At 64.4% G+C, this 24,555-nt stretch carries 14 protein-coding genes, 2 tRNA genes and 3 pseudogenes; 3 read left to right on the top strand and 16 right to left on the bottom strand.

Going from position 1 to position 24,555, the window contains the following annotated elements:
- Positions 1-562: 562 nt before the first annotated feature.
- Positions 563-636: transfer RNA gene (locus tag J3T92_RS01155), tRNA-Gly, on the bottom strand.
- Between the two features lie 392 nt (positions 637-1,028).
- Here J3T92_RS01155 and J3T92_RS01150 point away from each other — a divergent pair.
- On the top strand, positions 1,029-1,160 hold the full coding sequence (locus tag J3T92_RS01150; protein ID WP_267399337.1) for a hypothetical protein: 132 nt from the start codon (positions 1,029-1,031) through the stop codon (positions 1,158-1,160).
- 163 nt (positions 1,161-1,323) lie between these two features.
- Here J3T92_RS01150 and J3T92_RS01145 read toward each other — a convergent pair whose 3' ends face one another.
- The 9 genes and pseudogenes from J3T92_RS01145 to J3T92_RS01115 form a co-directional block, all read right to left on the bottom strand.
- On the bottom strand, positions 1,324-1,785 hold the full coding sequence (locus tag J3T92_RS01145) for a holo-ACP synthase (RefSeq protein WP_267399336.1): 462 nt from the start codon (positions 1,783-1,785) through the stop codon (positions 1,324-1,326).
- A gap of 306 nt (positions 1,786-2,091) precedes the next feature.
- On the bottom strand, positions 2,092-2,385 hold the full coding sequence (locus J3T92_RS01140) for a hypothetical protein (protein ID WP_220236334.1): 294 nt from the start codon (positions 2,383-2,385) through the stop codon (positions 2,092-2,094).
- A 327-nt stretch (positions 2,386-2,712) separates the two neighbouring features.
- Complete coding sequence (locus J3T92_RS01135; RefSeq protein WP_220236335.1) at positions 2,713-3,072, bottom strand: hypothetical protein; 360 nt, start codon at positions 3,070-3,072, stop codon at positions 2,713-2,715.
- A 254-nt stretch (positions 3,073-3,326) separates the two neighbouring features.
- A pseudogene (locus J3T92_RS09485) lies at positions 3,327-5,342 on the bottom strand (beta-ketoacyl synthase N-terminal-like domain-containing protein); the annotation flags it as partial.
- Between the two features lie 74 nt (positions 5,343-5,416).
- Positions 5,417-6,272: pseudogene (locus J3T92_RS09480) on the bottom strand (hypothetical protein); the annotation flags it as partial.
- 161 nt (positions 6,273-6,433) lie between these two features.
- Positions 6,434-12,668, bottom strand: a pseudogene (locus tag J3T92_RS01130) (fatty acid synthase subunit beta domain-containing protein); the annotation flags it as partial.
- Positions 12,669-12,717: 49 nt separating this feature from the next.
- Positions 12,718-14,289 carry an acyl-CoA carboxylase subunit beta gene (locus tag J3T92_RS01125; RefSeq protein WP_267399334.1) on the bottom strand — a complete coding sequence of 524 codons (1,572 nt, stop codon included), beginning with the start codon at positions 14,287-14,289 and terminating at the stop codon, positions 12,718-12,720.
- On the bottom strand, positions 14,286-16,121 hold the full coding sequence (locus J3T92_RS01120; protein WP_267399333.1) for an acetyl/propionyl/methylcrotonyl-CoA carboxylase subunit alpha: 1,836 nt from the start codon (positions 16,119-16,121) through the stop codon (positions 14,286-14,288). Before J3T92_RS01120 ends, J3T92_RS01125 begins: the two co-directional genes overlap by 4 nt.
- 64 nt (positions 16,122-16,185) lie before the next feature.
- On the bottom strand, positions 16,186-16,947 hold the full coding sequence (locus tag J3T92_RS01115) for a biotin--[acetyl-CoA-carboxylase] ligase (RefSeq protein WP_220236339.1): 762 nt from the start codon (positions 16,945-16,947) through the stop codon (positions 16,186-16,188).
- Between the two features lie 588 nt (positions 16,948-17,535).
- Between J3T92_RS01115 and J3T92_RS01110 the strand changes: the two genes are divergently transcribed.
- Complete coding sequence (locus tag J3T92_RS01110) at positions 17,536-19,362, top strand: DUF6020 family protein (RefSeq protein ID WP_267399332.1); 1,827 nt, start codon at positions 17,536-17,538, stop codon at positions 19,360-19,362.
- A complete protein-coding gene (locus tag J3T92_RS01105) occupies positions 19,359-20,591 on the top strand; it encodes a PucR family transcriptional regulator (RefSeq protein WP_267399331.1) in 1,233 nt (410 codons plus the stop codon). Before J3T92_RS01110 ends, J3T92_RS01105 begins: the two co-directional genes overlap by 4 nt.
- Positions 20,592-20,681: 90 nt before the next feature.
- Here the strand turns inward: J3T92_RS01105 and rplA are convergent, their stop codons facing one another.
- The 6 genes from rplA to J3T92_RS01075 all read right to left on the bottom strand — a co-directional run bounded on the left by rplA (position 20,682) and on the right by J3T92_RS01075 (position 24,552).
- Entirely contained in the window at positions 20,682-21,371 is a 690-nt protein-coding gene (gene rplA / locus J3T92_RS01100; protein WP_267399330.1) for a 50S ribosomal protein L1, read from the bottom strand.
- A 64-nt stretch (positions 21,372-21,435) separates the two neighbouring features.
- Positions 21,436-21,867, bottom strand: coding sequence for a 50S ribosomal protein L11 (rplK, locus tag J3T92_RS01095; RefSeq protein ID WP_015022451.1), 432 nt, complete (start codon positions 21,865-21,867; stop codon positions 21,436-21,438).
- A gap of 138 nt (positions 21,868-22,005) precedes the next feature.
- Positions 22,006-22,848, bottom strand: coding sequence for a transcription termination/antitermination protein NusG (gene nusG, locus J3T92_RS01090; protein WP_267399329.1), 843 nt, complete (start codon positions 22,846-22,848; stop codon positions 22,006-22,008).
- A 30-nt stretch (positions 22,849-22,878) separates the two neighbouring features.
- Complete coding sequence (gene secE, locus J3T92_RS01085; protein ID WP_029678149.1) at positions 22,879-23,103, bottom strand: preprotein translocase subunit SecE; 225 nt, start codon at positions 23,101-23,103, stop codon at positions 22,879-22,881.
- A gap of 44 nt (positions 23,104-23,147) precedes the next feature.
- A tRNA-Trp gene (locus J3T92_RS01080) sits at positions 23,148-23,223 on the bottom strand.
- Positions 23,224-23,343: 120 nt separating this feature from the next.
- Complete coding sequence (locus J3T92_RS01075) at positions 23,344-24,552, bottom strand: pyridoxal phosphate-dependent aminotransferase (protein ID WP_267400213.1); 1,209 nt, start codon at positions 24,550-24,552, stop codon at positions 23,344-23,346.
- Between the last annotated feature and the right edge of the window lie 3 nt (positions 24,553-24,555).

The following is a 24,555-nucleotide window of genomic DNA, read 5'->3' as shown; positions in this document are numbered from 1 at the left end:
AGCGCATGCCTAGTGCGCCGCTGTGTCATCCTTGATCAATGCTCTCGGCTCACCCTGCCGCCGCTTTCGCGTCGAGAACAAACTGAGCATGCGCGTGCCTGACATGGCTAGCTACCGACCAAACTCCTGCAGGTCGACCAAATCATAGCCCAGACCCAACACTTGTTCAAACCCGGCAATATCCATGGGTCCGAGTATTCCCTTATTGGCCTCGTAGCAAATCACCCTGTCATAGTTCGAAGACCTTGCAACCTCATAAATCGGTAAAGGCAGCCACAGAAGTGTGCTTATGGGATGAACTCAGGCCGCCCGAACCACTACCTGTTAAACTGCTCATTTCGCCCTTTCTCTACAACGAATTTGAACATACGCAATAGGTCCAAAAACAGCAGCAGCACCTGAAGCAGCAGCACAATAAACTTGCCACTTTATGTGCTGTTCCCCAGATTGCGTCTGATATTGGATTGTTTTTACTCTGAAATATGAGACGCTTCTTATCTCCTTGGTAAGAAAACCTACGAGATATTCGCCCAATTGCTGAATAAAATATCAAGGATTGCCATGGAGCGGGCGACGGGAATCGAACCCGCGTAATCAGTTTGGAAGACTGAGGCTCTACCATTGAGCTACGCCCGCAAAGCCGTTGGCTCGGTAAAGAGCTTACCACAGGGTGCGACATCTCGACTGCCAGTGCCTGTCATCCTGAATGCGATCGCATTGAGGCCACCAAATGGATCCGCGGGCTCCCCGACCCGCATGGCAGAAAAGCCATTGAGGCCGGTGCCGGGGGATTCGTTGTGAAGACGGACCCATCGAAAGAGATCATCACCAAGAGCATCAAGGCCTGCAGGGGGTGAACCTCAATTCAACGCCGTCAGCACCCGTCAGCTCATTCACAGCCTGTTCGACAGCCGTCCAATGATCAGAAGGAACCAGGCAAGGGCCATGTTGAACTCGTTGAGCGAGCGCAAACGTCAGGCCGCCTCCTGGCCGCGGAAGGCACGGCCAACGCCGCAATCGCCAAAACCATGTCCATCAAACGGTCGACCCTCCTCTCGGCAGCATATGACAGCCTGGACTTGAGCTGTGTCCAGCTGGCCCGACTGATGGAGCGGACCGATCTGGATGATCTGAGGATCATCCTTTCCAAGAAGTCGTAGTCTGGCATCTCTTCCTGCCTTGCTGGGAATCCACGCGTCGCGCAAGAGCCGCGACATACGGATCCCACCAGGTAGGCGGTAGTCACAAAAACAGGCCGACATCCCGGATTCAGATTGCCGCCGTTTTCCGAAGTTCAGGGGGTGAACAGCAGAGGCGTTCAACTCACGACAAGAGCCGTTCCAGCATGACAACCGCGGAAGCCAGTCCTGCGTCGTGGGTGAGGGAAATATGCCATGCCAGCCGATCGTTTCCATCAGCGCCCAGGGAATCAGACAGAGCCAGTTGCAGATCTTGCGCCAAATAGACACCAGGTCTGCCCCGGCTATCATCCAGGATCTCAATTGCACACCAAGGGAAGTCATCCAGGCCATAAGGGGCACTCCTCTCTTCAAGCGCCTCAGACCAGGCCTTCAGAACAGCCTCCTTGCCGGCCCAACGGACTGCCAGGTGCGATTCGGAATCATCGCCCTTGACCCGGGCCCGCTCTTGGGACTGCCGTCGCTCACGGACTGAAAACAAACTACTCATCCGAGTACCTGGCATGGCCAACCGCTCGGCGAAATCGGCTATGAAGACCAGATCATGCCCCAGTCCCAACACAGTTTTCTCACCCGAAAAACCCATGATATGAGTATGCCCTTGATGGAAGGCCATCGGCAAGTCCTGGGTCGCCAGTCAAAAGCAGGGATTGGAGGCCAGCTTAGACATACACCTGGTGGGACCAGCCCTTCCTACTGCCTTCGCGACCAGACCCGTACGGCCCATTCAAGCGCCATCCCCAGCTTCAGGCGGTCGCTCCACATATAGCAGGCATTCGGCTCCATGGCGCATAAGGCATCTGGCGGCAATACGGTCTGACATGGCATCTCAATCCGGATTCCAATCCTGTTTCATGGCTGCCGTGCCATATCTCCGGACACGTCGCAGCCATCAGGAAGCAGGTTCGAACAGGGCCAGCAACCTTGTCCCCTCGTTCTGGGTGCAGGCGAGCTGATGATTGCCGCCGACGATCGAGGACTCGGCAAAGGCAAAGAAATTCTTCCCCTGTCCTGCGGGGTAATTGAGGTTTGAAGAGGAGGACCGCATTGTTTTGCCGTCGACAGTGCACCGCCCGGCATCCACCTTGCGCAGGTCCGGCCTCATCGCGAGGAGGTAGACGGTACCCTGCTTCTTGGCGGAAATAGTCACTTTGCCGCCATCCCCGGTCAGGTCGTATGTCTTCATTGCGGCGAATCTGCCGCTGACATCTTCCAGGCTCGGCTCCGAGCGGGTGGAACCCCTGCACCCAGCAAGGGAAACAGCCCCGGACATAATCGTCAGAACCAATGCCAGCAGTCTTGTCTTCATGGCTTCCCCTATCAGGATTGAACCATGCAATGCCCGCCACACTACGGGTATTACCCAGTTGAGACAAACACTACCAGACATTCCATCTCAGCACCAGAGACCCTTGATGGCTCGTCCGGAGTCCGGAACCACTGGTCATCCCCATTGTCAAGGGCCACCCAAGCCCGGGTTCAGAATTGACTCTGATCCCAGGCTGCCGACAGATCAGAACCGGAAGGTCGGCATGACGAAGGGCTGGCTGATCCCGCCATGCATGAAGAAGGCAATGACGATGGCCAGCAGGCTCATCACCAGGCCGAAGATGACCATGACCTTCCCCTTGTGCCGACCGCCGCTCCGGGCGAAGAAGAACCCCAGCAGGGAGCAGATGACCCCGAGGCCGCCCAGGCAGAGGGCCACCAGATCAATCTCTTTGAAGAAAGAGGCCAGCAGGGCGACGATTCCCAACACCAGGCTGACGATGGCCATGGAGCTGACCGGGCGGCTGTCCGGACCATCGGCCTTCATCTCGCCATGATTATCCAACTGACTACTGCCTTGGTCCCGGTTATCCTGATCAACCATTGTCCGACCTCTTCCCTTCTGGTTGCAAAGAAGGCCATCCGGTCCTCATATCCATCATGGTATGAGCCAGGCGGACTCCGTTGAGAACGCGAATCACCTACCCCGTTGCCATCTACACAGAATCCACCATTATCAGCCTCTGCAACCACCTGCCTGACACCCAGACGAACAAATCAACCACTGCCAGACAAGAAAACAGCCTGTTCCGGCCCGGCATAAACCGAGCAGGAGCAGGCCGTCGCAGGCCGTCAGGTTCAGGATCGGTCGTAGTATCCGTCAGCACCAAGGCGGGCATTCGGATCCAGGAGCATGGCCTTTTCGACCTCGTGGCCGACGTAGCCGTGGCCGTCCTCGTGGAAACGACGATTGTCAATAGACTCGTAGAGCGGGACCCGGCCCATGCGCCCCTCCTCCAGGCGGCGCTGTCCAGAGGCCAAGCGGTCGTTGGCCCGGTGACGCCAAGCATCAAGGGCCTGCCGACCGAAAGCCTTGAGCACTGCCGCCTCGAAGGCTCCAGGGCTGACGATGACCCCGATGCCGGAGACGTGGCCGAAGCCCAGGGAGGTGACCAGCCCGGCCTTGACCTTGCCCACCTTGAGGGGCTGCTCCAGCCAGACCAGATGGTCGTCACGCTTTAGGACCGGATCCACGCAGTCCAGGGAGGCGTTGGCCGGAATGACCCCAGACCGGAAGAGCTGGGTGAGTCCATTGATCTGGAAGATGCAGGCACCGCCCTTGGCGTGGCCGGTCAGGCTCTTCTGGGAGATGACGTAGAGCGGGTTCCCGTCCGTCCGTCCGATGGCGTGGGCCAGGGTGTTGTGCAGCTCGGACTCGTTGGGGTCGTTGGCGTTGGTGGAGGTGTCATGCTTGGAGACCACCGCGATGTCGTCAGGGGCCACGCCCAGCTTGGCCAGCGAGCGCACCAGATCCGAGTCCTTGCCGCCCATGCCGGCGGCCAGAGCCCCCAGCCCAGGTGCGGGGATGGAGGTGTGAGCGCCGTCCGCGAAGGAGTGGATGTATCCAACTACGCCAGCCACGGGCAAACCCATGCGCAGTGCGATGTCTCCCCTGGTCAGGAGGATCGTTCCGCCGCCCTGGGACTCCAGGAAGCCGCCGCGCCGACGGTCGTTGGCCCGGGAGAAGAACCGGGGCTGGATGCCCTTGGCGTACATCTCGGCGGAATTGGCGGTGGCGTTCATGTTGCCGAAGCCGATGACCGACTCCACGCCGATGTCGTCGATGGCACCCGTGACCACGAAATCCGCCTTGCCAAGGGCGATCTTGTCGGCGCCCTCCTCGAGGGAAACAGCAGCCGTGGCGCAGGCCGAAACCGGCTGGACCATGTTGCCATAGCCGCCGATGTAGGACTGCATGACGTGCGCGGCCACCACGTTGGGCAGCGCCTCCTGGAGGATGTCCGTGGGGATCTCCTTGCCCAGGAAGCGGTCCAGGTAGAGCTTGCGCATGGAGGCCATGCCGCCGAAGCCGGTCCCCTGAGTGGAGGCCACCTTGGAGGGGTGCACCACCTGGAGGATCTCCACTGGGGTGAAGCCGGCCGACAGGTAGGCATCCACGGTGGTCACGATGTTCCAGAGGGCGATCTCGTCCACATCCCCGACCATTGAGGCCGGAATGCCCCACTTGACCGGATCGAAGCCTTGGGGGAACTGACCGCCCACAGTCCTGGACATGGTGGCCCGACGTGGTACGCGGATGCGGGATCCGGGCAGACGGGTGACGGTCCACTCGCCGGACTGCTCGTCGCGGGCGACGCTGGTGTGGTCCGGATCCTGGGCCACATACTCCTCGGCCATGTCCTTGGTGGGCACCGAGAAGGCCACATCGTGATCCAGGAAGACGTCGGCCTCCTCTTCGTCGGTGCCCTGGCGGTAGTCGGAACCCATCCCATCGTCGAAGGGACGGATTCCGGAGCGGGCCACCACCTGGTCGTGGTAACGCTCGGCGATGTCCTGCTCGGGCACCAGCTCGCCGTCAGTGTCGTACCAGCCCGGCTTGGGGCTGTCCTGCCACTCGACCAGACCCATGTTCCAGGCCAGTTCGAGGACGGCGGCGGCGCTCAGGTCGACTTGGCCGTCCGAATGGATACCCATCTCGGCCTCGAAGCGGGTGCGGCCGGAACCCCAGGGGCCCATCTCGCCGATGGATACGATAACGATCTGATCCTCGGGCCGAGCGATCACGCCCTGCCAATCCTGCAGGTCTGCCGGAGCCTGAGCAGGCACCCGGGGTGTGGGCAGGGCCTTGATGACCCGGTCCGGATCCCTTTCGGCATCTGCAAGCGCATCCCCGAGCTTTCCGGCTGGAGTCGGCGTCGACGAATCGTCGTCCTGGGCAGCCTCGGCCTTCAGGGCCTTAAGATCTAGCGGGCTGGAGCCCAGGCCGCCGGTAAGGTCGGCCTGAAGCGGGGCCTGAAGAGCCTGCTGGCGAGCCTGGACAGTGCACAGCTCCAACAGAGAATCAGCCATCTGCTCGGTGGAGTAGGTGCGGATGCCATGGCGCTCCACGACTTGGACCAGCGGATCATTGCCGCCCATGAGTCCGGTGCCACGGACCCAGCCGATCAGCGGGTGGGCGAAGGTGACCCGGCCGGACCAGTCCTGCTCGGGGCGGGACCGGTTGACGATGGCGTCCAGGGCGGCCTTGACCTCTCCGTAAGCTCCGTCGCCGCCGAACATGCCACGGTTGGGCGAGCCGGGCAGGACCACATGCAGACGGTGGTCGACATCGGTGTCCGCCCCGATGCTGGCGAACCCGGCGATCTGGCGTTCCAGGCTCCAGAGCATGAGCCGGGCCTGGGATTCGAAGAGCCGGCCCGAGTCGGCCATGGTCCCGTGCATGGCGGGGGCTGCGAAAGGCAGCAGCAGGGTGGGCTCGTAGGCAGGCTTGAGCACGGTGGTCGTAGCACCCGTGGTCTTGCGCTGCTCATTGCCGACCCAGTCGACCAGGGCATCCACATCCCGGTAGCTGGACAGGTTGGCGGGCACGATCCAGAGACGGGCACCGCCCACGGCATGGCGACGGTAGAGGTCGCGTGCCCAGATGACAGTCTGCGGCTTCAGGGAGTGGCAGACGGCGATGACCGTCGCACCGCCCTCCAGGAGGCCGGCAGTCAGAGATCCCGCGATGGACTTGGATGCCGCGCCGGTGACCACGGCCACGTCCTTAGCGAATCGTGCGGCAGTCTGGTCCGAGTCGGCAGGGGTCATGGCCTGGTCGGCGATTCCGCTGAAGACCCGGGCCAGATCCTGCTCGCCACGTTTGCCTGCCTGCTTGGCGTACCAGACGGCCTGATCATGCACCTCGCGCCCGGCTCCTACGAAGCTCAGGCGGCTGCGGTCACCATCATGCTCGTAGTAGATGTGAGCCAGATCCTCGCGAGCGCTGGCCCAACGATCGTCGAAGAGGACGGCGCGTGAAGCCTCGAACCGTGGCGCCACCTGCTCGGGCCAGTCGCTGCCCAGCTCGGCATCAACGGCGGCCACGACGGCTGCATCCTCATTCTCGCCGGGCTGGACGGTCGGGGGCTTAAGCCCCAGCTTGTCTAGGAGGAAGCGGGCGGTGGAGGCCAGCACACCCTCAGAGCCAGTCACCTGGGCCGCGAAGGCATCCAAGGCGGCGGAGTCGACCACGGCACCGCCAGCGGCACCACCTGCAGAGGGCATGGAGACCGTGACGCCGTGACGCTGGGCCACCTGCTGAACGGCCTGGTCGATCAGAGCATTGGCCGCGGCCACAGTGGAGACGGCTTCAGTAGGCAGGAGGGCCAGGTCGCCGCCACGCGAAGAGGCACCCTCGCGGGTATCCAGGACCAGGCTGGCTACAGTGGCCGAGACCCAGCCAGCACCCAGCTGCCAGACATCGGTGACCCGCTGCTCAACCTGCTGCAGCTTGATGCCTGATGGGCCGAAGAGGTCACGGATGCGCTCACGCACGATGTCGGAGAGCACCGGGCCGAAGGGCCGATAGTTGGGGGCCACCTTGTTCACCAGGGCGCTCAGGTCAGTCATGCTGGCCTCGGCCGCTCCATCCACGCTGGCCACGCCCAGCTCGGAGCTGATGTCCATCAGCAGCTGGTTGCGTCTGGAGGAGACGCCGTTGGTCAGGGTGTCGGTGGTGTCGGTCTGCCCGATCTGCTCGGGGCGAATCTTGGTGGAGTAGGCCAGCAGTACAGCGATGGCATCCGAGGCCCTGAAGGGCAGGTCGGCTATATCGGCGCCCGATGGACCGCCGGTCGCCTGACCCGGAGCCGAGCCGTCTCCAGCAGGGGCCGGGGCTGGAGCCGACTCAGGGGCAGCCGTTGGTGCCGGAGCTGGATCGGGGCTGGAGTCCTGGACCGGAGCAGCTGTGATCTCCTCCTCCACCGGGGCCATGGGATCGGTGTCGGTCAGATAGACCCGGCTCTCGTCCCTGCCCAGGTTGTAGACGCTCACATGACGCTCGCGGAAGTCGGGCAGCTTCAGGGTCTTGGTAGCCAAGTTGGCCAAGGTGGGCGAATGGCCCAGCCCTACCTCGATCAGCTGCTCCACGCCCAGACCGCCCTGCTCGGGGGCGTCAAACATGATCGCCTGGGTCTCGATCCAGCGCACAGGAGAGGCGAACTGCCAGGAGAGCAGCTCGGTCAGCAGCAGGCGGCCAAGCTTCTGGTCGTCGGCAGCATACTGGTCCCAGACCTGGGGATCGTCCAGAGCCTGCTTGATGCGTTCGGAGGGAACCGCCTCCAGGATGGAGGCCGCAAACTCCTTGGTCATCTGGAAGGGCCGTGCAACCAGGTTGGGTATGTAGCGACCCTCCAGGCGTGAATAGTCGATGTGTTCGGGCAGCAGGGCATCCAGGGTGTCGCGGAACTCAGGCACCCCCTTGCGCAGCAGGGTGGAGTGGAAGGGCACGTCGATGCCGGGCACATACATGAAGGCCGGCTTGCCGCCCGCCTCCTTGGCCCGGCGGTTGGCATCTGCCCGCAGGTATTCCAGGCCGGCGATGGTACCGGCCACGGCGTACTGCTGACCAGCCAGATTATAATTGACGATCTCAAGGAATTCACCGGACTCCTTGGACACGGACTCCACATACTGCTTGACACCGGAGTCGCCCACACCGAACTGGTTGGGACGCAGGGCGCCCATCCGGTAGTTGCTGCGCCCCTGCTCGTCGCGTTCGATCAGGGAGTGCATGGTGGACCCGCGGTGGAAGACCAGCTCCAGGACCGTCTCCAGGGACATGACCCCGGCGAAGGAGCTCAGAGCATTGTACTCGCCCAGAGAGTGGCCGGCGAAGTAGGCGGGCCAGATGTCCATGCCGGACTCACGCAGGCGTGCGGTCTGTGCGAAGGCCACGGTTGCCAGGGCCACCTGAGTGAACTGGGTCAGGTTGAGCAGCCCCTCCGGATGGTGGTAGGTGACCCCCTTGGCCGTCAGGGTATGCGGATTATCACGCACCACAGCCAGGATGGAGAACCCCAGCTTGCTGCGGGTCAGGGCATCGGCCCGTTCCCAGGTCTCACGGGCGGCCGGAGACTTGGCCCGCTCGTCAAGAACCATGCCCTGCTGCTGGATTCCCTGGCCGGGATAGACGTAGGCGGTCCGTGGTGCTCGGGCGATTGCCGTGCCGCGGGAGACCAGCTGGCCGTCGATCCTGCAGGTGACCTCCAGGACCAGGCCGCCATGGCTGACCTTGCCCACACGCTCCAGGCTGATCTCCACCCTGTCGCCCAGCTGGACCATGCCGTACATGTTGTAGGTCCATCCGGCGATCTCGTAGTGGATGCCCTGCTCGTCGGTGGCTTGCGCCGCGTACTGAGCGGTGGCCGACAGCCACATGCCGTGCACCAGCGGCGCAGACAGGCCGGAGACAGCAGCGCCTCGTTTGGAGGTGTGGATGGGATTGAAGTCCCCGGAGGTGCGTGCGAAGGCGGTCATGTCCTTGGGGGCGGTGACGGTGACGCGGCGCAGCAGCCTGCGGGGTGTATCCACGGTGTCGGCACGGATGCCGCCGTACTCGGGGGCCTCCTGGGGCAGCTGGTTGCTGTAGGCGCGGCCACGGATGGCGAAACGCTCGACCTCGCGGGCCAGCACGGTCCCGTCCTGGGCGGCGTGGACCACGTGGATGGTCACCACCCGGCCGGAGGCGGACTCCTGGTAGGGCTCGGCCCAGCTGGTCAGTTCGATCCGCTGGCCGGTGTACTTCAGCAAGCGCTCCTCGCTGACCTCCAGCTCAATCAGGTGATCCAAATGGACCGCGTTGAGCAGGCCCTCGATGATGGGGAAGCCATCCACATAGACGGATCCCAGGGCTGCGTAGATGGCCGGCCAGGCCGGACCTACCAGGGCGTCAGGGGCGAAGCCGGAGGGGATCAGCGCATCGGGCAGGGCGCCTCCGGTGGCCGCCTCATGGTCGAAGCCCAGGTTGGATGCCAGGGTGTAGCCGCTGTGGGCCAGGCCGAAGGGGTGGTCAGGGTCGTCATCGTCCCTCTCGATGACAGGCATGGCCTCCAGCCTGTCGCCGGTGATGGTGGTGTTGCCGATGCCGGCTGTATCGGCCAGCATGGCGTAGACGTCCTTGGGCAGGCGGCTGCGGTCGACCACAGGGAAGAGTCCGACCTGGTCGCTCTTGAGGGTCAGCGGCACGACGATGTCGCGCACCGCATGCCGGTCCAGACCGCCGTCAGGGTCGTCATCCCAGTAGGTGTCCAGATGGATGTCCAGGTCGTAGTGCTCGCCCTGGTCGTCCTGGCCGGTGGCGGTGATTGTGTAGTTGGGGTCGTCCATGGCCGTCCCGTAAGCCGGATTGGCCATCAGGTGGCCCACCCAGGAGATGTTGGGGCTGCGGCGGATGAACTCCTGCGCGTCAGCGGCGCCTGCCAGCTGGCTGTATGCCTTGGCTGGGCCCTTGCCCAGATCGCGCACCCGGTCTATGGCCGCCTGCTCGAACCGTCCCAGAATGGAGGCCACCGGCTCGTCCACCGTGGTGATGCCCGCCACGGAGATGGGCCCGGGGATGGCCCTGACCGAGTCGGCGCCGTAGCGGGGGTCCTCTGACTGCCAGAGCTGATCCTGACCCCACCAGCGCAGCAGATCGTTGTCGATGACCGGCACGAAGGGCATGGGCTTGGGGTACTCGCGCACCAGGGCGGGGAACCAGGCCACGTCGGTGGGCACCACCTTGAGCTCTGCTGCCTGAGGGTAGGCCTCATGCAGCCGACGAAGCGCCTGCTCGGGCTCGGCCACATCCTGCCTGGAGACGAAGATGGAGTCGAACTCGCCGCTCTGGCGCTCGCAGACACGGGCCTCGATGCGCCGCAGCAGGTGCAGGAAGCGGTCGATGTAGGTGTCATCGGCCCAGGGGCAGGCCAGGTCGGCGAAGCGCTGGGCCCAGTCCTGGTAGGTCATGGTCTCCAGATCGCCGAAGTAGGGCTTGGCGGTCTTATTCAGAGCCTCGATGATCTCTCCACGGCGGGTCTCCAGCTCCTCGGGGTGCTTCATGACTCGGACCAGCAGGCGGCCGCATTCGGCGGAGGAGTTCTCCATCTCGTAGATGTCGGCGTGCAGATGGCTCAGGCCGGAGCCTACGCCTCCCACAGACTTGCCGCTGGGCACCCACTTCTCGCCCATGGGGGCGAAGGGGTCCGGATCCGGAGTCGAGCTGTCGATGCCGGGAGTGGCTACCAGAGCCCGTTTGATCTCGGGATTGGTATGGGCCTCCTTGGCGGTCATGGCCGCTGTGCCGATCATGACGCCGTCCACGGGCATGTCCGGCAGGTTGTAGGCGCGGGACCACTGGCCGCTGATGTAGTCGGCCGCTCGCTCAGGGGTGCCGATGCCGCCGCCGGCCACCAGGACGATGTTGGGGCAGGCGCGAACCTCGGCGTAGGTGGTCGAAAGCAGATCGTCCAGGGACTCCCATGAGTGGTGGCCGCCGGCGGCCCCGCCCTCGACCTCCATCAGAATGGGGGTGGGGGCGACCTTGCGGGCGATGGCCACAACCTGACGGATCTGGTCTACCGTGCCGGGCTTGAAGGCCACATAGGGGAAACCCTCCTCGTTGAGCTGACGGATCAGGGTCACGGCCTCGTCCAGCTCGGGGATGCCGGCAGAGATGACCACCCCGTCGATGGGGGTGCCGGAGGCACGTTTCTTGGGCACGATATGTTGGCTGCCGAACTGGAGGTTCCACAAATAGCGGTCCATGAACATGGCGTTGAACTCGACCGTGCGGCCCTCCTGCAACTGGTCCTCCAACTGGGACACATGGCGGTCGAAGACCTCGGCGGTCACCTGGCCGCCACCGGCCAGCTCGGCCCAGTAGCCGGAGTTGGCGGCCGCAGCCACAATCTCGGGCTCCACGGTGGTCGGGGTCATGCCGGCCAGCATGACCGGGGGCTTGCCGGTCAACCGGCTGAAGGCTGTCTCCACTCGAGGGCCAGCCGGGGTCTCAAGCAGGCGTGGGGCCAGCTTGGACCAGTCCTGGGTTCTGGCCGGGTCCTCTTCCATGGTGGACAGCTGCGCGCGCCGGGCCTGGTTGGAGGCCTCGACCACGCCCACACCGGTGCCCTGGACCAGGTTGTCCACCAGTTTGCCCAGGGTCTCGCCCGGGCCCAGATCCACCAGCCAGAGGGAGGCGGCATCCTGCTGGTCCATGACCTCGGCGATCCGGCCTGCCCAGTCGGCATGGTTGAGCAGGACTTCCTCGGCCAGGACCCGGGCGCGCTCGGTGTCCAGACCGCAGCGGGAGGCCCAGTCCACGCTCAGATCTACAGCCTCCTTCATGAGCGGCGAGTGGAAGGGCAGGGTCACATCCAGGTACTCCAGAACCGGAGAGAAGGCGGTTCCGCCACGGACCTTGTCTTCGCGCAGCTGGAGCTGGTGCTCGCTCTCCTTGCTCGCCTCGATGGCGAAGGCGGCCAGATCCTCCGGGTAGCCGGACAGGACCAGGTTGCGATCCGAGTTGGTCACGGCCACGCTGATGGGGCCGCGAGCGCCAGGCACCCGGTCGACCAGGACCTCCACCTGACGGCGGGTGGCGCCGCGCACCGAGAGCATAGGCGTGGCTTCACCCTGGCGATGGATGCCCAGACGACGGGCCTGGCGGGTTCCGGCCGCGCCGATCAGCATGGCGGTGGCCAGAATCTGGTCGATGGCGCCCTGGGCGGCCTTGAGGGACCCTGCAGCCTGGGTCTCCTGGACCATGTGGACGCCGATGATGCCCTGGGAGTGTCCCAGCAGGGCCACGGGACGGGCCTGGGCCGCGTCATAGCCCAGCTGATCCATATCCATGAGGGCGCCCAGCTGCACCAGGGCGATGCCGGGCACGCTGACGGCCGCGTCGGCGGCCGGCCCCAGCCTGACCGGGTCGGGCTTGTAGCCAAACAGGTCCAGCTGACGACCGTTGGTGGCCAGCAGGTCGGGCTTGACCGCCCTGAGCAGGCCGATGGCCGCCGCCATCCGCTCCCTCAGGGCCTTGTCGATGTCGGGATCGCCCTGCAGATCGGCCAGGGCCACGGTCCAAGGGTTGGACTGTCCGGCGAACATGAGCGCGTGCGGCTGCTCGGCGAGACGGTTGATGAAGAATGTACTGGTCATGATGTCCTATTCATAGAGAGTTGGGGATTGCTGATAATGACGAGGAAGATCACAGAGGCTGATTGCCGTGGTGCTTGTCGTTGACCCTGACGCGCTGCTTGTCTGCCAGAAGGTCCATGGCCTGGATCAGGACCGGTCTGGTCTGCTCCGGGTCGATCATGCCGTCCAGCTCGCCCATCTCCAGGGAGAGGTTGGCGTTGACGGTGCTGGTTTCGTACTCCTGGGCCAGCCGGCTGCGCAGCTCATCCACGTCCCGGCCGGCCTCCTTGGCCTCCTGCAGGTCGCGCCGGTGGATGATGTTGACCGCTCCCTGGGCTCCCAGCACGGCGATCTGCGAGGAGGGCCAGGCGTAGTTGAGGTCCGCGCCGATGGCCTTGGAGCCCATGACGATGTAGGAGCCGCCGAAGGCCTTGCGCAGCACAATGGTGACCATGGGCACCTGGGCGTTGGCGTAGGAGTAGATGACCTTGGCCCCACGACGGATGATGCCAGCGTGCTCCTGGTCCGAGCCCGGCTTGTAGCCAGGGGTGTCCACCAGGGTGATGACCGGCAGGTTGAAGGCGTCGCAGAGTCGGACGAAGCGGGCCAGCTTCTCAGAGGATTCCGCATCCAGGCTGCCCGCGTCCACCATGGGCTGGTTGGCCACGATCCCCACCGGCCGGCCCTCTAGGCAGGCGAAGCCCACCACGATGGACCGGGCATAGAGCTCCTGGACCTGGACCAGCTCGCCGTAGTCGACGATGGCGTGGATGACGTCCAGCACATCGTAGGGCTGCCGGTCGTTCTCGGGGATGACCGTGGCCAGGCGTTTGGCGGCCTGGCGCTCGGCATGGCCGGAGATGAAGGCGTAGCGGGGAGGCTCCTGTCCGCTGTTGGCAGGCAGGTAGGCCAGCACGGTCCGGGCATAGTCGATGGCGTCGGCCTCGTCCTCACCCAGATAGTGGGCCACGCCGGAACGGGTGTTGTGCACGTAGCCGCCGCCCAGCTGGTCCATGCTGATGGTCTCGCCGGTGGCCGCCTTGACCACGTCGGGACCGGTGACGAACATGTCCGAGTTCTCCTTGGTCATGATGATCAGGTCGGTCAGGGCCGGGCAGTAGACGGCACCGCCGGCGCAGGGCCCCAGGATCAGGGAGATCTGAGGGACGAATCCGCTGGCCTGGCAGGTCTTGCGGAAGATGTGGCCGTACTGGGTCAGGGCGGCCACACCCTCCTGGATGCGGGCGCCTCCCGAGTCGATCATGGCTACGATGGGGACCTTGATCCGCAGGGCCATATCCATGAGCCGGCGAATCTTCTCGCCCTCTGCCCGGCCCAAGGTGCCGCCTCGAACAGAGAAGTCCTGAGCGTAGACGCCGACCTTGCGCCCGTAGACCAGGCCGAAGCCGGTGATGACTGCGGAGCCCGCCCGATCCCCGGCGATGTCGCCGCCGGCGAAGCGGCCCACCTCCTCGAAGGTGTCCTTGTCGAAGAGCAGGTCCAAACGTTCCCGGGCGGTCTGCTTGCCCCTGGCATGCTGACGGTCGCGGGCATGTTCCTCGGCCTGTTTGGCCAGGGCTGCGGCCCGATGGATGCCCTGGCGCACCGGCTGGGAGCCCAAGGTGGATTCGGTGGCGCTCATGCCTGTTCCTCCCCTCCCAGATCCAGGGTGACCAGGGTCTGGCCCGGATCCACCCCCTGGGCCACGGACACATCGATGGTCTTCACGCGACCCTTGGCCGGGGCATAGACGTAGTTCTCCATCTTCATGGACTCCAGCACCACCAGCAGGTCGCCCTTGTCCACCTCCTGGTCGGGGGCCACGTTGATGCGGGTGACCACCGCCTGCATGGTGGCCACTATAACGCCGGACCGGGCCGCGTCCTGCCGGGGTGCGCCGGGCTCCTGATCTCGCAGCCCGCGCCCGCGCAGGGGCTGCCTGGGCCTGGAAATGCCGCCATAGCCGCCGACGCCGCCCATGCCTCCCAGCAGTGAATGGGGCAGGGACAGCTTGACCCGCTTGTCGTCAATCTCCACGTTGTAGGTCTCCATGGGATCGCTGTCCCGGTCCTGTTCCTGGACGGAGGCGCTGGAGACCGAGGCGGGCTGGCCGCTGCCGTTGGAGGCAGGCTCCACGTTCAGGTAGACCCGTTCCAGCCACTTGGTGGACACATCGAAGGAGTGCCCGTCCTCGGCAGTGAACTCAGGATTGGTGAAGATCTTCTGGAAGAGGCCGGCCGGGGTGGGGACCCCGCTGATGCTCATCTCGCGCAGGGCCCGACGAACCCTGGCCACAGCCGCCGGACGGTCCTGGGCGGTCACGATCAGCTTGCCCATCATGGAGTCGTCCCTGGGTGAGACCGTGTCGCCCACCTCGACGCCCGAGTCCACGCGGATGCCGGGGCCGGAGGGCCACTGAATCGACTCGATGGTCCCTGAGCTGGGGGTCAGGTTGGTGGCCGGATCCTCGCTGGTGATGCGCAGCTCGAAGCTGTGGCCGCGGGGCGGAGGCGCCACGTTCAGGGAGCCGCCGTCAGCGATCCGCAGCTGCTCGCGGACCAGGTCCAGCCCGCAGACCTGCTCGCTGACCGTATGTTCCACCTGCAGCCGGGGGTTGACCTCCATGAAGTAAACGTCGTCCCTGGGTGTGACCAGAAACTCGCATGTGCCCAAGCCCACGTAGCCCACCGTGTCGAACAGGCGGCGGGAGAATCCCTCCAGCTGGGCGATCACGTCGTCGGACAGGAAGGGGGCCGGGGCCTCCTCCACCAGCTTCTGGTTGCGTCGCTGGACCGAGCAGTCCCTGGTGGAGTAGACGGTGAACTGGCCGTGGCTGTCCCTGCCGGATTGGGTCTCCACGTGCCGGGCCCGGTCCACGAACTTCTCGATGAAGTAGTCGCCCAGGTCGCCGCCCTGAAGGGCATCATGGTTCATGTAGAAGGTGCGCAGCTCATCGCTGTCGTTGATCAGGGTGATTCCTCGGCCGCCGCCGCCGTCAGCCTTCTTCATCATGACCGGATAGCCATGCTCGTCGGCGAAGTCCAGCAGGGGACGCATGTCGGTGACGGGCTCGCTCAGGCCCGGCACCACGGGCACCCGGGCCCGCTCGGCCACCTTGCAGGCGGTGATCTTGTCACCCAGCTCGTCCAGGACCTCCGGATCCGGCCCCACCCAGGTGATGCCTGCCTCAATCACCTTCCGCGCGAAGGAGGAGAACTCGGACAGGAAGCCGTAGCCCGGGTGGAGGGCATCAACGCCGGCCCGGCGGGCGATGGAGACGATCAGATCCTCGTTCAGATAGGTCTCCATGTTGGTGTCCCCAGGCAAGAGGTAGGCCTCGTCCGCCATCTGGGCATAGGGGGCATCACGATCCTGGTCGGCGTAGACGGCCACAGTGGCGATGCCCATCTCCTGGGCGGTGCGCACAACCCGCAGGGCTATCTCGCCGCGGTTGGCGATCAGCAGTTTTTTCATTCCCCTCTCCTCACTGGTTGCACAAGGGTGATTGGACTGGCGGAAAACATGAACAGGCTGGGGATTAGGAACCCACAGCGGCCACTTCAGGCAGGACGCCCACGTCGGCGGTGGACACGTCAACTCGGCTGCCGTCGGGCAACCGCACACGCAGGGAGGCGTCCGGATTGATCTCCAGGGCACGGCCTTCCACGGGCTCACCGGCCACGGGAACGACCCTGACCCACCTGCCCAATGTCCAGCTGAGCGTGGCAATCCGCGAGCGTAGCCCCTGGGGCCCGTTCAAGGACCTGTCCAGCGACCCGTCAACGCCGAGGGGGGCCATCTCCCCGCTCAGGCGCCAGCTGATGGCGTCGACCAGGTCGTCGCGCAGGGTCTGGTAGTCGGGCAAGTCCTGGTAGTGGAGCTGCAGGGAGGTGGACTCCACAATAGGCAGCGCCTGCCGAGGCAGGAACAGGTTGATGCCAACGCCGACAGCCAGGGCCGACCAGTCCTGATCCACCCTGACCAGCTCACAGAGGATGCCTCCCAGCTTGGCCCCGCGGCAGAACAGATCGTTGGGCCACTTGAGCATCAGGACCTCTTCAGGGTCGCCGCCGTCAGCCAGCAGGCAACGGTGGTACCCAAGCACGTCCTGCAGGCCTTCCAGAGCGGCTAACCCCGCCACCATGGGCATCCATCCGCCAAAGGGTCCAGCCAGCAGGCTGGTGGGCAGCGGCAAGGCCCAAGTAGCCAGCAAGGAACGTCGGGGCTGATTGACCCAGGTTCGGGCAAGACGACCGCGGCACCGGGACTGCGCATCGGCAACCGCTACGCTCAGCGGCATGGTGCTCCCCCCGGCGCCCGGCCATCGCCGAATACCTTTACTTGCGACTCTTCCCTCGTACCTTGTAGTCGTAGAAACACCCTGACAGGCATTTTTTCGAGGCGTATCTTCGGCTTTTCCCCTTGTGCCAGAGGCCAGTCCCTTCACGGTCTCCGTGCTCGTTGTCGATTCACTGCCCCCAAACAGCCGCTCGACCCGGTCGCGCGCATCCGAATACGTCGAGGCCTCCAGAGCATGAGCCACGAGCGTATTGGTCGAATCGACGGTGTCGAGCACCACGATCGAGGAGAGTACGCCACTGTCCAGCGATGCCGATGGCTGCCACTTGATATTCTGGTGAGGCACGCGTTCCACTATACGGCACAAGGGGTCAGCCCCGGTAGCGGACCACCCACAAAAGCGACGGCCGGTTTTTGTATCTTTTCACAGGAGATCCTTGGACATCTCTGAGCGCATCCTCGGGCAGGCACTGGATAAAATGGGGAAGCCGTCCACCAGGCATGACCCGCGAAAGGGGTTCTTTTGAACGCAGAAAGCGGAAGGGCGCAACCGAGAGAGACGGGCGAGCAACCTGTACAGACGTCAGCCTTGCAGACCGGAAGGCCTGGTTCCCGTGCATCCCGGACCGTCGGCCTGGTCCTGGCCCTGCTGGCCTCCCTCTGGATTGCCTGCTGCACCGGTCTGGGCCCCCTCTACCGTCAGCAGGGTTCGCTGACACAGGTGGGCCTGCCCCAGGTGCTGATCATGCTGGGGACCCTGGCCGTCTGCCTGATCCTGGTCCTGGCCTGCCGCCGGATTTCACTGGGTTGCGAACCCCCCCGGATGCCACAGCGCTTGACCGCCCTGGCACAGCGCCCGCGGATGCGTGCCTACGCGGCCTTCATCACCAGACAAACCAGCGGCTGGCGACCCATCATGCGTCTGCTCCTGCTGGGCTGGGCCTGGGCCTTCCTTACCCTGCTGGCCGCCTACGGGGCCGACCTGTACGCGCAGGCCCAGGAATGCGCCAACTTCCTGGCCCAGGTGCAGGGCGATCAGCCCCCCTACGGCGGCAATGCCTTCACCCAGATGGACGTCTATCCCATCGGCCACTACCTGTGGCCAGGGCACCCCGCCTTCCTGACCGACCAGCACAACATGGTGCTGACCTTGTTCTACGGAATGACCATCATGGCCTCCAACCATCTGACCGGATCCTATGATGCGGGCATCGTGCTCCTGGCAGGGCTGCAGGTTGTCTTCGCGGCCTTCTGCTGCGCCGTCACAGCCGATCGCTTCCTGCACGGCGACAAAACTGAACATGTCGGTGCCCTGGCCCGCACCCTGGTCATGCTCTTCTTCCTCTTCTCCCCCTTCGTGGTCTTCAGCACCTTCAGCCTGACCAAGTCCCCCCTCTTCGCCTTCGCCTTCATCTGGTGGTTCGGCATCTGGCACCAGCTGGAGTCAGGAGGCAAGAACTTGCCACTCCATACCAGCCAAGCGGCCCAGTTGCGGCCCGGCCTCGCCTTGAGCACCCTGATTATGCTGATCAGCGCCAAGTACGCCCTCTACATCATTCTGGCCCAGCTGGTCCTGGCCCTGATCACCCACCGCCGCCAGTGGGCCACCATCCTAATAGGACTCCTGCTGCCCCTGGTCCTGTTCACAGGGGTGACCGGGGCCCTGACGGCCACAGGGACAGTCATCCAGGGTGACCCTGTAGAGAGCCGCAGCATCCAGCTGCAGCAAATCGCCCGGGTGGCCAAGCTCAACCCCCGAGGGGTTCCGGCCCAGGCAAGGGCCGACCTTGAGCCCATCATGGACCTGGATAATGCCGCCATCCAATACACCCCCTGGGAGGCCGACCGGGTCAAGTCCTCGGGCAACCAACCCAAACTGATCGTCTATCGCTGGAGGACCGTCACGCCCGAGCAGTTGTCCCGGCTGAACCGAGCCTGGCTTCAGGTGGGACTGCGCAACCCGGTGATTTACCTGGATGCCTTCATGGCCGAGTCCTACGGCTACTTCGACCCCGGCGACCCTGCCTACGTGGCCATGTCCTACTATCTGAACAACGGCTACGTGCAGAATTCGGGCTCCTGGCTGGCGGCCTGGTGCCACAACTGGCGCAACGGGGTGACCGGATTCGTCAGAACCTGGGCCGACACCCCCCTGCTGGGCCTGGTGGCACGGGCCAACTTCTGGGTGGTGGCCGCCCTGCTGCTGATCATGGCCCGTCTGGCTGCCGGCCGCTGGCGCGGGGCCCTGTGCTGGTTCCCTCTCCTGTTGATCATGGGGGTCATGATCACCGCCCCCGCCAACAACTTCGAACGGCACATGCTGCCGGTGGACATGGTGGTGCCCTTCCTGATCCTGGACATGGTCCGGCAGAGCCGTCGTGCCCGCGTCGAAAACCCGATGGACCGGCCGACATGATCGGCCAGTCGAAGCGGTCCAGGCCGCAGGACGACGACCCTGCAGAAGCACAGCAAGGTCACCAGGCACCTGACGCCTCCGATGCCGCCGTGGAGCAGATTCTGCGGAAGACACTGGACCATCTGGAGGAGGCGCTGCCCTGGGCCAGGTCCCTGCCCGCCGATGGCCGCAGAACCTTGGAGGGGGCCATACGAACAGCTCTGGACGACCTGCTCTCCCGACTTGACACCCCAGGCACAGAAGGCAGCGAAATCCCCTCCCCCGTACCAGCCGAGCTCTCCCGGAGCCTGGGCTCGCACCGGGCCATGGAGCTGACCCGACTCATTCTGGACATGCTTGAGGAGGCCGGCCGGACCATGGGTGCCGAGGGGGAGCGGTCCACGCTGATCTACACCCGTCGTGCCGCCACCTCAGCAGCCGCTCTCTACGCCGATCTGGCCGAGGCAAGGAACGGGCGCAATGCCGCAACGGAGTCCAGGATCATCCGGCATGTGACTGAGAAAGCGGCGGACACACGCACTGTTGACGATTTGGCCCGGCTGGGCTGGCCGACCGAATTCGACTGCTTCGCCGTCGCTGGCGAGGCCCGGTGCAACGATGAGGGACAGGGCATGGAGAACGCACGCCAGCCCATACACACCACGGTGGCCCGTCAAGGCGGCAGGGCTCTGGTGGGCGAGAGCGAGGGGCTCATGGTGGTCCTGATCGACCCCAACCGCTCGGGCACACCGACCGACTTCTGCGCGTCCATCCTGCGCTTCTTCGCCGACGAGTCAGCTGTCTGCATGGGGCCCCTGAACCATGGGATCTCCGGTGCGGGAGCCTCCATCCGAGCCGCCCTGAGCACGCACGCGGCGGCCCCGGCAGTGGCCGACCCCATCACCGCCGCCCTGCCCAGGCCACTGCACGCCGACGACCTGCTGCCCGAACGAGCCCTCAACGGGGACACAGACGCTGCCGACCAGCTTTACCAGGAAGTCTATCTGAGCCTGGCCGGACAGGATCCGGACGGGCCTCTGCCGATCACCCTGCTCACCTTCCTGCGCTCTGGCAACTCGCTGGAGCTCACCGCAAAGAAGCTGGGCATCCATCCCAACACCGTGCGCTACCGGCTCAGGCGCTGCGTGGAGGTGACCGGCTGGGACGCCATGGACCCACGGGAATCCTTCGTCCTCCAGGCGGCCCTGATCATCGGCAGAATCCGCAGATCGCATCCGCGCGCCGACTGACTGCTGCCCGACCGACTGTCGCCAGACCAAGATATAAAAAGGGCGGGGACCCGGAGGTCTCCCGCCCTGGAAGCTTACAGCAGAACCGGCTCAGAGCACCGCGATGTCCAGGGGAACGCCCGGGCCCATGGTGGTGGTGACGGTGGCCTTGGTGATGTAGCGGCCCTTCACCGTGGCCGGCTTCAGGCGCTTGATCTCCTCATCGACCGCGTGGAAGTTCTCCTCCAGAGCCTGCTGCTCAAAGGAGACCTTGCCCACGGGGAAGCTCAGGTTGCCGTTCTTATCCACACGGAACTCGATACGTCCAGCCTTGATCTCGGTGACCGCCTTGGCCACATCCATGGTCACGGTGCCGGTCTTGGGGTTGGGCATGAGGCCACGGGGACCCAGCACGCGGCCCAGACGGCCGACCTTGCCCATCATGTCGGGGGTAGCCACCACGGCATCGAAGTCCAGGTAGCCGCCGGCGACCCTAGTTACCAGCTCGTCGTCGCCCACCTCGTCGGCTCCGGCCTCGGCGGCTGCAGTCGCCTCGGGACCACGAGCGAAGACCAGGACGCGCACGGTCTTGCCGGTGCCGTTGGGCAGGCTGACGGTGCCGCGGACCAGCTGGTCGGCCTTACGGGGATCCACGTTCAGACGGTAGACGGCCTCTACGGTCTCGTCAAACCCGCGTTTGGGCATGCTCTTGAGCAGGGCGATGCCCTCCTCAGGGGTGTACAGGTTGGTGCGATCGACCTTCTCGGCCGCCTCGCGGTACTTCTTGGAACGCTTGGTCATCTGCTTCTCCTATCAGCAGTCGCGGTGCGGGCAAGCGTATGCCCTACCGCTCACAACAAAAATTTCAGTCGGTGACGGTGATGCCCATGGAACGGGCGGTGCCTTCGATGATCTTCATCCCGGCCTCGACGTCGCGGGCCGACAGATCCTCCATCTTGGTCTGGGCGATCTCGCGGACCTGAGCCTTGGTGACGGATCCCACCTTGGTGGTCAGCGGGTTGCCGGCACCCTTGGAGACACCGGCCGCCTTGCGCAGCAGATCGGCTGCCGGCGGAGTCTTGGTGATGAAGGTGAAGGAACGATCCTCGTAGACGGTGATGATGCAGGGGATGACCTGGCCCATCTTGTCCTTGGTGGCATCGTTGTACTGCTTGCAGAAGTCCATGATGTTCACGCCGTGGGAACCCAGTGCCGGGCCCAGAGGGGGCGCGGGGTTGGCCTTGCCGGCCTCTATCTGCACCTTGATCAGCGCGGTGACTTTCTTCTTTGCAGCCATATGCTGGTTCTTCTTTCTACGAAGCGGTGATGTCGGAGACCATAGGTCCCCTCCCGCAACCTGTTCTTTCCAAATGCGCTCCACAGGGGGGCACAAGCTTGACGATTATCGCATCGACCGGGGACCGGCCGACGGCGCTCAGACGATCTTCTCGACCTGGTCGAAGCCCAGCTCCACAGGAGTGTCCCTGCCGAAGATGGAGACCAGAACGGTCAACTTCTGCGTGGTGGGCTCCACATCGGAAACCACGGCGGCCATGGTGGCGAAGGGCCCTTCGGTGACAGTGACCTGATCGCCAACGCCATAGGAGACCTCCACCGTGCGCTTCTTGGCGGCCTCAGGCTTGTCCCCAGCGGCCTTCAGCGCTTCGGAGGCGATCATGGGAGCCATCATCTGGACGACCTCCTTGCGGGTCAGCGGAGCCGGCTCCTTGCTGGGGCCGACGAACCCGGTGACGCCCTCGGTGTCGCGAATGATGCGGCGGGCGTTCTCGTCGGGCCACATGCGAATCAGCACATAGCCAGGCACACGCACACGGGTGACGACCTTCTTGCCCTTGTCGGTGTGCTTCTCGACCTCTTCCATGGGGATCTCCACCTGGAAGACCTTGTCCTCCAGACCGAAGGAGGCCACGCGGGACTCCACATTGGCCTTGACGCGCTTCTCGTAGCCTGAGTAGGTATGCAGAACGTACCACTTGCCCTCAAGAGTGCGCAGCTTCTTGGAGAACTCGTCCACGGCACGCTGACCGGGGTCCTCCTGGTCGATCTGGTCCTCGGAGTCGGAGGAATCGACCGGGGTGGCCCCGGCCTGGGCAGACTCAACTGGTGTGCTGTCCTGCTCAGCCTGTTCAGAAGAGGACCCGAGAGGCTGATCCTGGACCTGGGCATCCTCCTGCGTGGGGACATCGTCGGACGCCGACGGGACCGGCTCTGCGGCCTGATCGGGGTCCAATCCCTCTCTGGTCAGATCATCACTCATGGATCACTCCACCTTCTACCTTGTCACGGCTCAGCCAAATATCAGGAAGGCCAGTTTGCCCAGCCCGAAGTCCATCACGGTCACGAAGACCATCAGCAGCAACACAAAGATGAAGACGGCCACGGACCAGCCCACCAGTTCCTTGCCCGTAGGGGTCACGACCTTGCGGATCTCATCGATGACCTGCTTGATGAAGAGCCCGATACGCATGAAGAAGTTCGGCTTGGCTTCCTCAGCCCCATCCTTCTGTGCCATGGTCATCCGTCCTTCGTTTGTTCTGCATCATCTGCTGCAAGCCTTGGCAGGGAAGGCGGGACTCGAACCCACAACCTACGGTTTTGGAGACCGTTGCGCTACCAATTGCGCCACTTCCCTATCGGAACTTCCCTCCAGCCTACTCGGCAGGGAGGAAAAACCGCCAAATCGCAAGTCTAGCCTAAAGGGTGGATTGCGTCCAACCGTGTTGCCCCGAGAGCATTTTGCCCAGAAGCCGGATCAGGCGCTGACCCAGTCCCCAAGGCGCCGCATGCCCTCGGCCAGATCATCGTCGGCCAGAGCATAGGAAAAGCGCAGGCAGCCGGGCGCGCCGAAGGCCTCACCAGGCACGGCCGCCACCTGAATCTGCTCCAGGATGGCCTCGGCCAGCTCACCCGAAGTAGAGCAGACCATGCCTGCCGGACCCACCGGCCTATTCAGCAGGGCAGTCACGTCGGCAAAGGCGTAGAAGGCGCCCAGGGGTTCTGGGCAGGTCACCCCTTCCATAGCGTTCAGGGCATCCACGATAGCCCGCCGACGCAGGGCGAAGGCCGACCGCATGGCCTCAACGTCTTTCAGGCCACCGGTCAGAGCTGCCAGGGCCGCCTGCTGGGATACGTTGGCCACGTTGGAGGTCATATGCCCCTGAAGCTTGGCAGCCGCCTGGGCCACTTGCAGGGGTGCAACCAGCCAGCCTACCCGCCAGCCGGTCATGGCATAGGTCTTGGCCACACCGTTGACCGCGATCAGCTGATCGCGCACCTGGGGCACCAGAGCGCCCGGATAGGGGGTGCTCGCCCCCTGGTAGGTCAGATGCTCATAGATTTCGTCACTGATCACCCAGATCTGGTTCTCCATGGCCCAGCGGTCCACGGCGGCCACCAGGTCGTCGTCCCAGACCGCTCCGGTAGGATTGGCAGGCAGGTTGAGAACGATGGCACGTGTACGCTCGGTTCGGGCCGCCTCCAGCTGCTCCAGGCTGGGGATATAGCCCTGGTCGGCTCCGCTGAGCACCGGAACCGGCCGACCGCCAGCGAGCAGAACCATCTGGGGATAGCTGGTCCAGTAGGGTGCGGGAATGATGACCTCATCGCCGGGGTTCAAGAGGATCTGGAAGGTCTCGTAGACGGCCTGCTTGCCGCCGTTGGTGACCACCACCTGATCCGGGTCGATTTGATAGCCCGAGTCGCGCATGGTCTTGTCGGCGATGGCCTGTCTGAGCTGGGGCAGGCCTGCTGTGGGCGTATAGCGGTGATTTCGCGGATCCAGACAGGCGCGGGCCGCCGCCTGCACGATATGGTCAGGCGTGGGAAAGTTGGGCTCGCCGGCGCCGAAGCTGATCACATTCATGCCTTGGGCCTTCATGGCCTTGGCTTTTGAATCCACGGCCAGAGTGGCACTGGGGGCCACTGCATCTATGCGTCTGCTCAGGGTCTGCCATTGCGCCATAGT

Source organism: Bifidobacterium sp. B4081 (assembly GCF_026537335.1).
Lineage (GTDB): Bacteria > Actinomycetota > Actinomycetes > Actinomycetales > Bifidobacteriaceae > Bombiscardovia.
The sequence above is the reverse complement of the archived record's forward strand: the minus strand, read 5'-3'. Positions and strand labels throughout refer to the sequence as shown.

Excerpts from the sequence above, each read along its gene's own strand:
- J3T92_RS01150 (WP_267399337.1), top strand. The coding sequence starts at position 1,029 with ATGTCCATCAAACGGTCGACCCTCCTCTCGGCAGCATATGACAGCCTG.
- J3T92_RS01145 (WP_267399336.1), bottom strand. The coding sequence starts at position 1,785 with ATGGGTTTTTCGGGTGAGAAAACTGTGTTGGGACTGGGGCATGATCTG.
- J3T92_RS01140 (WP_220236334.1), bottom strand. The coding sequence starts at position 2,385 with ATGAAGACATACGACCTGACCGGGGATGGCGGCAAAGTGACTATTTCC.
- J3T92_RS01135 (WP_220236335.1), bottom strand. The coding sequence starts at position 3,072 with ATGGTTGATCAGGATAACCGGGACCAAGGCAGTAGTCAGTTGGATAAT.
- J3T92_RS01125 (WP_267399334.1), bottom strand. The coding sequence starts at position 14,289 with ATGAGCGCCACCGAATCCACCTTGGGCTCCCAGCCGGTGCGCCAGGGC.
- J3T92_RS01120 (WP_267399333.1), bottom strand. The coding sequence starts at position 16,121 with ATGAAAAAACTGCTGATCGCCAACCGCGGCGAGATAGCCCTGCGGGTT.
- J3T92_RS01115 (WP_220236339.1), bottom strand. The coding sequence starts at position 16,947 with ATGCCGCTGAGCGTAGCGGTTGCCGATGCGCAGTCCCGGTGCCGCGGT.
- J3T92_RS01105 (WP_267399331.1), top strand. The coding sequence starts at position 19,359 with ATGATCGGCCAGTCGAAGCGGTCCAGGCCGCAGGACGACGACCCTGCA.
- rplA (WP_267399330.1), bottom strand. The coding sequence starts at position 21,371 with ATGACCAAGCGTTCCAAGAAGTACCGCGAGGCGGCCGAGAAGGTCGAT.
- rplK (WP_015022451.1), bottom strand. The coding sequence starts at position 21,867 with ATGGCTGCAAAGAAGAAAGTCACCGCGCTGATCAAGGTGCAGATAGAG.
- nusG (WP_267399329.1), bottom strand. The coding sequence starts at position 22,848 with ATGAGTGATGATCTGACCAGAGAGGGATTGGACCCCGATCAGGCCGCA.
- secE (WP_029678149.1), bottom strand. The coding sequence starts at position 23,103 with ATGGCACAGAAGGATGGGGCTGAGGAAGCCAAGCCGAACTTCTTCATG.
- J3T92_RS01075 (WP_267400213.1), bottom strand. The coding sequence starts at position 24,552 with ATGGCGCAATGGCAGACCCTGAGCAGACGCATAGATGCAGTGGCCCCC.